This is a genomic window from Staphylococcus simulans (assembly GCF_003043455.1).
Classification (GTDB): Bacteria; Bacillota; Bacilli; order Staphylococcales; family Staphylococcaceae; genus Staphylococcus; species Staphylococcus simulans_A.
Map to the genome: position 1 here is coordinate 1 of NZ_PZGG01000091.1, position 6,114 is coordinate 6,114.

The 6,114-nt window shown below is 36.7% G+C and carries 5 protein-coding genes; 1 reads left to right on the plus strand and 4 read right to left on the minus strand.

The window, feature by feature from the left end; all coding sequences use genetic code 11:
• Window positions 1-12: 12 nt before the first annotated feature.
• The 3 genes from BU038_RS11580 to BU038_RS11590 all read right to left on the minus strand — a co-directional run bounded on the left by BU038_RS11580 (window position 13) and on the right by BU038_RS11590 (window position 3,161).
• Complete coding sequence (locus tag BU038_RS11580) at window positions 13-1,389, minus strand: aldehyde dehydrogenase (RefSeq protein ID WP_107606146.1); 1,377 nt, start codon at window positions 1,387-1,389, stop codon at window positions 13-15.
• A 218-nt stretch (window positions 1,390-1,607) separates the two neighbouring features.
• Complete coding sequence (locus tag BU038_RS11585; RefSeq protein ID WP_107606147.1) at window positions 1,608-2,534, minus strand: manganese-dependent inorganic pyrophosphatase; 927 nt, start codon at window positions 2,532-2,534, stop codon at window positions 1,608-1,610.
• 75 nt (window positions 2,535-2,609) lie between these two features.
• Window positions 2,610-3,161 (minus strand): cysteine hydrolase family protein, encoded by a 552-nt coding sequence (locus BU038_RS11590; RefSeq protein ID WP_107606148.1) that lies wholly within the window; start codon window positions 3,159-3,161, stop codon window positions 2,610-2,612.
• Window positions 3,162-3,280: 119 nt separating this feature from the next.
• Here BU038_RS11590 and BU038_RS11595 point away from each other — a divergent pair, with 119 nt between their 5' ends.
• Window positions 3,281-4,399: a glycosyl hydrolase family 28-related protein gene (locus BU038_RS11595; RefSeq protein WP_107606149.1), complete on the plus strand. Its 1,119-nt coding sequence runs from the start codon at window positions 3,281-3,283 to the stop codon at window positions 4,397-4,399.
• A 65-nt stretch (window positions 4,400-4,464) separates the two neighbouring features.
• Here the strand turns inward: BU038_RS11595 and BU038_RS11600 are convergent, their stop codons facing one another.
• Window positions 4,465-6,027 (minus strand): SLC13 family permease, encoded by a 1,563-nt coding sequence (locus BU038_RS11600; RefSeq protein WP_107606150.1) that lies wholly within the window; start codon window positions 6,025-6,027, stop codon window positions 4,465-4,467.
• Window positions 6,028-6,114 lie beyond the last annotated feature (87 nt).

The window sequence follows — 6,114 nt, forward strand, 5'->3', positions numbered from 1 at the left end:
TGTTTATCTTTCCTATTTGAATAGGTTTTTAATATAGGAGAATTTCCCTTTATATGGTGGGAAGATTATTCCTGATTCTAAACGCGTTGTTTTATAAATATATGATTTCTCATGTGTAAAAGTATAGAACGAATATTTACCATGATACTTACCGAAACCAGATGCACCTACGCCGCCAAACGGCAGATTAGGATTCGCTAACTGCATTAACGTATCATTGATAGCACCGCCACCAAAGGACAGTTCATTCAACACACGATCTGTATTATTTTCATCTTCACTGAATAAATAAAGTGATAACGGACGTTTACGAGCTTGAATAAATTCTACCGCTTCATCAAATGTTTGATACGTAAGCAATGGTAAAATAGGCCCGAATATTTCTTCATCCATCACCGAATCTTGCGCAGTAACGTTATCTAATACCGTTGGCGCAATATATCGTGAAGGTTCATGCGTTTCACCGCCGATAACGACTTTTTCTTGATTCTCATTAATCAATGTCTGCAAGCGTTCAAAATGCTTATCATTCAAAATACGTCCGAAATCTTCACTTTTATCCGGTTCTTTACCGTAAAATTCTTTAATAGTACCTTGTAACGCTTTAATTAAGTCTGCTTTCACTGACTCATGAACCAAGATATAGTCAGGTGCCACACATGTTTGACCCGCATTGATAAATTTACCAAACGCAATACGTTCACTTGCGACTTTCAAATTAGCTGTCTCGTCAACAATGACTGGTGATTTTCCACCAAGTTCTAACGTTACAGGTGTCAAATGTCGACTTGCTGCTTCATATACAATACGTCCGGCACGTTCGCTACCTGTAAAGAAGATATAATCAAACGGTTGTTCTAACAATGTTTGTGTTTCTTCAACACCGCCTTCAACGGAAGTAATATAAGCAGATTCAAATGCTTCTTCAATCACTTTAGTAATTACCGAAGCCACATTCGGTGTCAGTTCTGAAGGTTTGATAATTGCTGTATTTCCTGCCGCAATTGCGCCGATTAAAGGTTCAAAAACTAATTGAACCGGATAGTTGAAAGGTCCGATAATTAAAACAGTTCCTAATGGTTCTTTTTTAATATAACTTTTAGATGGGAATAAATAGAGCGGCGTATTCACTTGTTTCGTTTTCGCCCATTTATGTATATCTTTACGAGCGGCACTGATACTTTTTAATACCATACCGATTTCCGTCGCATACGCTTCTACTTTATTTTTTCCTAAATCTAAATGCAGTGCAGCTAAAAGTTGATTTTCATATTTATTAATCGCATGTTTCAATGATTTTAGTTGTTTTCTGCGGTATTTAATATCTTTAGTGATATTCGTTTTAAAATACCCTTGGCAGTCTTTAAATTTTTCTTCGATTGTTTTCAAAGGTTCTCTAACTCCTTTCGTACAATTATGCTTGTTACTCAATTTTACCCTAATTTTAATCTTTTATAATCATTTTATTACTTTTATACACGCTTCAATTATCAAAATTTAAAATAAAAAACTGGAAAAAGCAAGATGATATAACGAATGCTTGTTTGTTTATCATCTTAACCCATTCCAGTTTAATCTATATTCATGTATAAACAGTATCTAACTGCTTATGATAATGTTTCAGTGATCGGTGGTACAATTTGTTTCTTACGAGATACTACACCTGGTAAGAACGCTGTGTTATTGTCTAACTCAACACCGAATGCTTGTGCAATTTTATCTTTGTCTTCACCTAATACTAAAATTGCTGAATCACTGTTTAGAATATCTGTCGCAACTAATACGAAAATATCATATTCAGCGTTATTTAATGTTTCAGTGATAGCTTGTTCTAATTCAGCTTGACGACCTAAAATTTCATTTAAGTCTACTGTGTTGACTTGACCGATACGTACTGTGTAATCACCCATGTTGAATGATTTTGCATCTGCATTGATTAATTCAACAGCTGTTTTATTTAATGTAGAAGCACCTGCTTTTAACATTTCTAAACCATATTCTTGTGCATCTACACCAGCAATTTTTTCTAATGCTTTTGCTGCATCTTTGTCTTGTTCTGTACAAGTCGGTGATTTGAATAATAAGCTGTCTGAAATAATTGCTGATAACATTAACCCAGCAATTTCTGGTTTGATGTCATAGCCTTTTTCATTGAACATTTTGTATAAGATTGTTGCTGTACAGCCTAGTGGTTCAGCACGGTAGCATAATGGACCAGCAGTGTGGAAGTTAGCAATTCTGTGGTGATCCACAACGTGGCGGATGTTTGCACCTTCAATTGAATCTGCACTTTGTTGGAATTCGTTATGGTCTACTAGAATAACATCTTTCCCTGTTAAATCATCTGATAATAATTCTGGTGCTTCAACTTTGAAATAATCTAAAGCATATTGCGTTTCAGGGCCTACTTCTCCTAAGCGGTATGCTTTCGCAGAAGTATTGCCGTTTAATTGTTCAAATTCAGCCATAATGATGGCAGAGTTGATTGCGTCTGTATCTGGACTTTTATGCCCGAAAATATAAGTACTTTCCATGTCCTGAGACACTCCTTGTCATTAATTATTGTAATTCATACCTATTTAATCCTATTTTATCACGACTCTATTCTGTTATTCTACCTTTGCACCTAAGACATTTTTAAAATGTTCTAACGCAAAGTCATGTCCTTCTGGATTAAATGATGCGACACCCTTAGTCGGTATAGTAATCGCATACCCTTTATTATAACCGGAAATAGCTGTATGCAGTACACAAATATCTGTACATACGCCTACAATTTCTATTTCAGTAATACCACGTTCACGTAATAAACTATCTAAAGGTGTACCAAAGAAAGAATCGTAGCGACGTTTATCTAAATAATGCACGTGTTCATGTGATTCAATCTTTTCATAAACATCTTTAACTTTACCGTATAAATCTCTTCCTGATGTACCTTCGATATTATGCGGCGGGAATAATTTACTTTCTGGATGATACGAATCGTTTTCATAATGCAGATCCATCATGACAAAGATCGCTTCCCCTTCTTTATCATACGCTTCCATACGTTCTGCGATAAAACCGTCCAGCGCCTGTCCAGGTTCTCCACAAGTCAACTTTCCATCCGGCGCGACAAAATCATATGAATAATCTACAACAATTAAAGCTTTTTTTGCCATAATGCGTTACCCCCAATTTTGTGATATCTTGTTAATTAATAGGATAACCTAATTTAGATAAATTATCGAGTTTGCCCCGTTTTAAACAAACAATGAAATAAAGAAAGCAGGTCAAAACCATGTTGATATACCCTACTGAATTCGGATTGACAGGTCAAAATAAACATAAAGACACAAAAGCATTACAACACGCATTAAATCTCGCGAAACAACATCCAGGTAGTATGATTTTTGTGCCGAAAGGAGAATTTCATGTTAAACGTGCCTTAACGATTTATGAAGGTACGACATTATTCCTACATGAAGAAGCCATTATTAAACGCCATGGTAAAGATGCCTTGCTTAAAAACGGCATACGAAACGGACTTTATCACGGCTATACAGGCAATAGTCACATTACGATTATCGGCGGTACGTTTGATATGAACGGCAGTCGTGTCCCAGATAACAATACCGCGATGTGCTTAGGTCACGCACAAAGTCTTGTATTGTATAATATCCGCTTCAAAGATGTCGTCGGCGGGCACGCAATCGATGCTTGCGGCGTTGAAAATACATTAATCACTAGATGTAGCTTCGAAGGCTTTTTAGATATTCATGGTGATCGCAGCTTTTCTGAAGCCATTCAATTAGACATTCAAGTACCGGGCGCCTTCCCTAAATTCGGTACAAGAGATGGTACCATTACACGAAACACTATGATTTCTGAATGCTACTTTGGACCTTCAGAAACGCCAGGCTTTGAAAGTTGGAATCGTGCAATCGGTTCACATGCTACACGTCATAATCAGTTCTATCATGATATTTTCATTTATCGTAACACTTTCCATCAAACACAAGATTTTGTGCTAACCCCTTTTAAAGCAAATGGTTTATATATTATGGATAATCATTTCTTAAATTGTGCAGGTGGTATTCGTTTCTTAGGTTCAAAAGATGATAAAAATACAGCGGATGTGCATACTGGACAATGCATGGGACCACAAGGCGGGCGTGAACTTTATATCATTAATAACCAGTTTGAAGGTCCTATGACTAAAGATGCGATTCATATTCGTGGTTACTTTAATACACAACATCAAGATGTATTAATTGCTGAAAATCAATTTGATTCATCACAAGCATTAACGTTACATGATATTAATGGTCTGTATTTAGATCAACCAGAACTAAAACGTGCGCAAATCAAACGTCGTAACCTTTCGCACGTCTATCAACCGACAACACTTAACTCATAATTTAAATGAACATAAAAGAAGGAGATAGGTTTAAAGTACAATACTTTAGCCTATCTCCTTTAATATTATTTAAGTGGTTTTAATGGTTCACTGATATCTATACCTAATGCAAATGGCATTAAGAAGTAAACTACTAATATAATGAGTACTGCACTGATTAAGTTGACCCAGAAACCGACACTTGCCATTTTCTTGATAGAAATCAAGCCTGTTCCGAAGACAATGGCGTTCGGCGGTGTTCCAACTGGCATCATGTAAGCACAGTTTGAAGCCATCGCAGCTGGCACCATTAATAATAATGGATGTACGCCAATTGCGACAGATAGCGTTGCTAAAATTGGTAAAATCATTGTCGCAGTCGCTGTATTAGACGTAACTTCTGTTAAGAACAACACAAATATGGTAATCACAATCACGATCAATAAAGGACTGACACCATTTAGTGCTGTCAATTGTGCACCTAACCATTTTGCTAAGCCGCTCTCTGAAATACCTTTGGCTAAAGCTAAACCGCCACCGAATAAAATCAGTACGCCCCATGGTAATTCTTTCGCAACTTCCCAGTCAATAATACGTTTGTATTTTTTATTGTTTTTAGCCGGGATAATAAATAATAAGATTGACACGAACATCGCAATGGTACCATCTTGTACAAGCGAAGTCGGTCCCCATTGCTTGAGTAAAAACTCTCTGATAATCCATAAAATACTTGCTGTGGTAAAGACAGTGAAAACAACTTTCTCTTCAAACGTTACTTTACCTAATGCTTTCAACTTGGTTTTAATTAAATCATCACCGCCAGGCAGATGTTTCAACTCTTGTTTGAAAGCGATAAAACGCAAATAAACCCAAGCTAAGAAGAGTAAAATTATAACTGTCGGTATACCAATCAACATCCATTTCGCAAAGCTGATTTCTTCACCGAATGCTGTATGGTATTGTCCTTTCAAAATAATTAGCGGTGGCGTTCCGATTAAAGTTCCCATACCGCCTATTGTACCTGCGTAACCGATTGCCAGAACTAATGACTTTTCAAATTTAGATAAATTATGTTTATGATGCTCTTTATCATTCAAAGCTTTCGCTTCTGCGATAATCGCCAAACCAATTGGAATCATAATCATTACCGCTGCTGTATTGGATACAAACATCGATAATCCGCCTGTGGCTAACATAAATCCTAATAAAATCTTCCCAGTACTTGTTCCGATACTATTAATAATAATTAATGCTACGCGCGTATGTAAGTTCCATCTTTCCATCGCAATTGCTAACACAAACCCACCTAAGAATAAGAAGATAATATCATTTCCATATTCAGATGTGACTTGTGCAGGATCCATCACGTGCCCTATCGGCATCAGCACTAACGGCATTAAGCTAGTTGCCGGAATAGGAATTGCTTCTGTAATCCACCACACTGCAATCCATGCAGTACTGGCTAAGACGAAAACCCCTTGATGTGATAAACCTTCAGGATGTACAAACATTAAAATCAACGCAAAGAGTACAGGTCCTAAAATTAAGCCGATGAGCTGGCCTAAGTTATAAGGTTTTTGTTTCTTTGGTTCTGAAAAGAATGTCAGACGTCCCGGTATGCGAAAAGTTGTTTGATGTGAATGACGCATAACCAATCCCCCCTTGTATTCAACATGTTCCACTTTAAATCAACCACAAATTAAATCTGTTACTGATTTAAAGCGCCCCTGTACATG

Coding starts and splice junctions, on each gene's coding strand:
- BU038_RS11585 (WP_107606147.1), bottom strand. CDS start 2,534: ATGGAAAGTACTTATATTTTCGGGCATAAAAGTCCAGATACAGACGCA.
- BU038_RS11590 (WP_107606148.1), bottom strand. CDS start 3,161: ATGGCAAAAAAAGCTTTAATTGTTGTAGATTATTCATATGATTTTGTC.
- BU038_RS11595 (WP_107606149.1), top strand. CDS start 3,281: ATGTTGATATACCCTACTGAATTCGGATTGACAGGTCAAAATAAACAT.
- BU038_RS11600 (WP_107606150.1), bottom strand. CDS start 6,027: ATGCGTCATTCACATCAAACAACTTTTCGCATACCGGGACGTCTGACA.